This window comes from Algoriphagus sp. NF, from assembly GCF_028823735.1.
Classification (GTDB): domain Bacteria; phylum Bacteroidota; class Bacteroidia; order Cytophagales; family Cyclobacteriaceae; genus Algoriphagus; species Algoriphagus marincola.
Genome location: NZ_JAPEIB010000083.1, coordinates 1 through 2,479 on the forward strand (window position 1 = coordinate 1; position 2,479 = coordinate 2,479).

Here is a 2,479-nt window from a genome sequence, read left to right on the forward strand (position 1 = left end):
ATAAAACCTTGGCCATTGCACATTGGTAATTGGTCATTGTTAATTGCCCATTGGTAATTGGTCATTGTCCATTGTTCTTTGAAAATTTTAAAAGGCCCACCACAAAAAACAAATACTGAATCATATTGAAAACCACCCGGATTCTCCAGAGTCCTTCGGCATATTCAGTAAAGGTTAGCATATCGATAAAAAAGCAGGAAAAGCTGTAAAAAAAGATCCCGGACAAAATCCAAAACCAGGGTTCTTTCATAACCTCTTCCTTTTGCTCCGCTATTCGTAAAAGGGCAAAGGCCATCAAAAAGGAACTTAAGACTAAAATGCCTGAATACACAAATGAAGAAAATGGGCGAATAGGCTCTTCAATACCGTATCGATTGAAAGCATCAACCAAAAAAACCAAGCTGGTTATGATCCATAGCACTTTTCTCCAAAATTGACTTCTGTTTGTTTGATAAAACTCATAGGCTAGCCAGATAAAAAATAAAGCCTCAAACCAGAGGTATAGAAACTGACCATAGGAGGCAGCTCGATTAAGCCAAAAATATTCCTGATTTGCATAAGAAGCCCAGCCCAATCCATCAACCACAGCCCCAAACAAAAGAAATACAAAAAACAGGCGAAGCTTGCGATCGCCTATTTTCCAACTTAACCCTGCCAAAATCAAAGGGATCCAAATGGCTAGGGTAGAAATTTCCTGTATGGGAATTTGACTCAGCATGTATTAAAAAGTGTCTGGTGGCGGGGGCCAGGAATATTGGAGGAGGTTATCATTTCCCAAAATGTAATTTGGTTCTGGACTAATATTCTGCCCTCTCCAATTAACCGGGACAAGGATTACTCTTAATTTATTGAATTCATAATCCCAAAGTCCAAAATAATATCTAACCATTTTAATTTTTGGTTGATTTAAAAATTGAATTAAGTACGGGTTACCATCCAGTCCTTCCTTTGAAAAATATGTAAACCCATAGGTACTTAATTCTGAGCTATTTTGAACTGACCTTTTAAAATTTTCTTTCCAAACAAAAACCTCCTCATTTGTAGCTTCTTTTTTCCATATAACAGGCATATCTTCTTTAAAGCCTCGAAGTCTTCTTTCAATTTCAGAAGAATCTAGAATATCGCCTTCAAATATCTCATTGGACAATATTTGATTTGGTATTATAAGCTTCTCACTAACAGGTTCAATTTTATCCAAATTGGACTCATCATATTTAAAGTTAAACCTTGGCTCAATTGCTAGGAAAAAGTTTGAATCTTCATCCAAACAAAACCAACACATAATGCCGGAAAAATTCTTTTCTTGTTTGATCCAGTTTTTAAGTTCTTCTAAACGAAACATTCCACCAGCTGAGGACAAAAAAGACACTTTCTCTCTTTTTTGTTGAAGAAGCTCTAATTGTTTGGCAGCCAATTCGTAGCCAATCGGTTTAGTGATGATTTTTTCAAATGCCATATTTCTATTTTTATATTTCCTTATAAATCCCCGGAAAAAATACCTCCGGAAAATTGCTTAATCACCCCAATAAGTTTCCCTCGGTCCGGTAGGATTGTAGATTCCTTTTTCTTTTTGAAAAGCTCCTCAAACTGTCCTCTTTTCCTTTCCCAAGAAAACCAAAATCAGATTTCGGTCCTCTTGAAGCAGAATTCGGCGAATCAATGATCAATGACCAATTTTCAAACTCAATTTTCAAGTGGATTAATATGATCAATGACCAATTTTCAAACTCAATTTTCAAGTGGTTAAACCCGTCACCCCTTGTTCATTGATCATTGGTAATTGTCCATTGGTAATTGTCCATTGGTCATTGCTCATTGTTCATTGGTAATTGCTCATAGTCCATTGATAATTGGTTATTGGTAATTGTCCATTGTCCATTGTCCATTGCCCATTGTTCATTGGTCATTGTTCATTGGTAATTGCTCATAGTCCATTGATAATTGATAATTGATAATTTGTTATTGGTAATTGTCCATTGCCCATTGCCCATTGATCATTTCCCCAGGCTTTTCCTCGCACTGGTAATGATTCTTCCGAAAATCGCACAAAGCTCCTCTGCCTCAACCAACAGCCCGTCTCTCTTCTCAGCATCTCCAAGTTCAGAATACCTGAGTATTTTAAGCGTTGACCTAGACTCCTTTAGCTCCTTCAAAACGATTCCGTTTTTATGAATAAAGTCCTTTTTACTTTCCGCCCCCTGTGCTTCTCCGTAATTCAAACAGGCCCCACAGGCAGACCGAATCAATTGACCTTTGAGGTGGCTCTCGGCATAAGAATTACCAAGTTTATTGCAGAATTTAATGCACTCTCCTGCAAAACGCACCAATCGTTCCTCTAAATCATACCGCTTTTCCAATTTTATTTAACAGTTTTTACTTTTTGACTACTTTTCCTTGTGCATTGATAATTGAATATTGTTCATTTCTCATTGAAAATTGGTCATTGTCCATTGGTCATTGCTCATTGCTCATTGTCCCT

At 37.0% G+C, this 2,479-nt stretch carries 3 protein-coding genes; all 3 read right to left on the bottom strand.

Translation table 11 applies throughout. The features are described from left to right. Nucleotides 1-61: 61 nt before the first annotated feature. The 3 genes from OU792_RS18340 to OU792_RS18350 all read right to left on the bottom strand — a co-directional run bounded on the left by OU792_RS18340 (nucleotide 62) and on the right by OU792_RS18350 (nucleotide 2,357). On the bottom strand, nucleotides 62-718 hold the full coding sequence (locus tag OU792_RS18340; RefSeq protein ID WP_274671024.1) for a hypothetical protein: 657 nt from the start codon (nucleotides 716-718) through the stop codon (nucleotides 62-64). A gap of 3 nt (nucleotides 719-721) precedes the next feature. Then, complete coding sequence (locus OU792_RS18345; protein WP_274671025.1) at nucleotides 722-1,456, bottom strand: hypothetical protein; 735 nt, start codon at nucleotides 1,454-1,456, stop codon at nucleotides 722-724. 538 nt (nucleotides 1,457-1,994) lie between these two features. Next, nucleotides 1,995-2,357: a four helix bundle protein gene (locus OU792_RS18350; protein WP_274671026.1), complete on the bottom strand. Its 363-nt coding sequence runs from the start codon at nucleotides 2,355-2,357 to the stop codon at nucleotides 1,995-1,997. Between the last annotated feature and the right edge of the window lie 122 nt (nucleotides 2,358-2,479).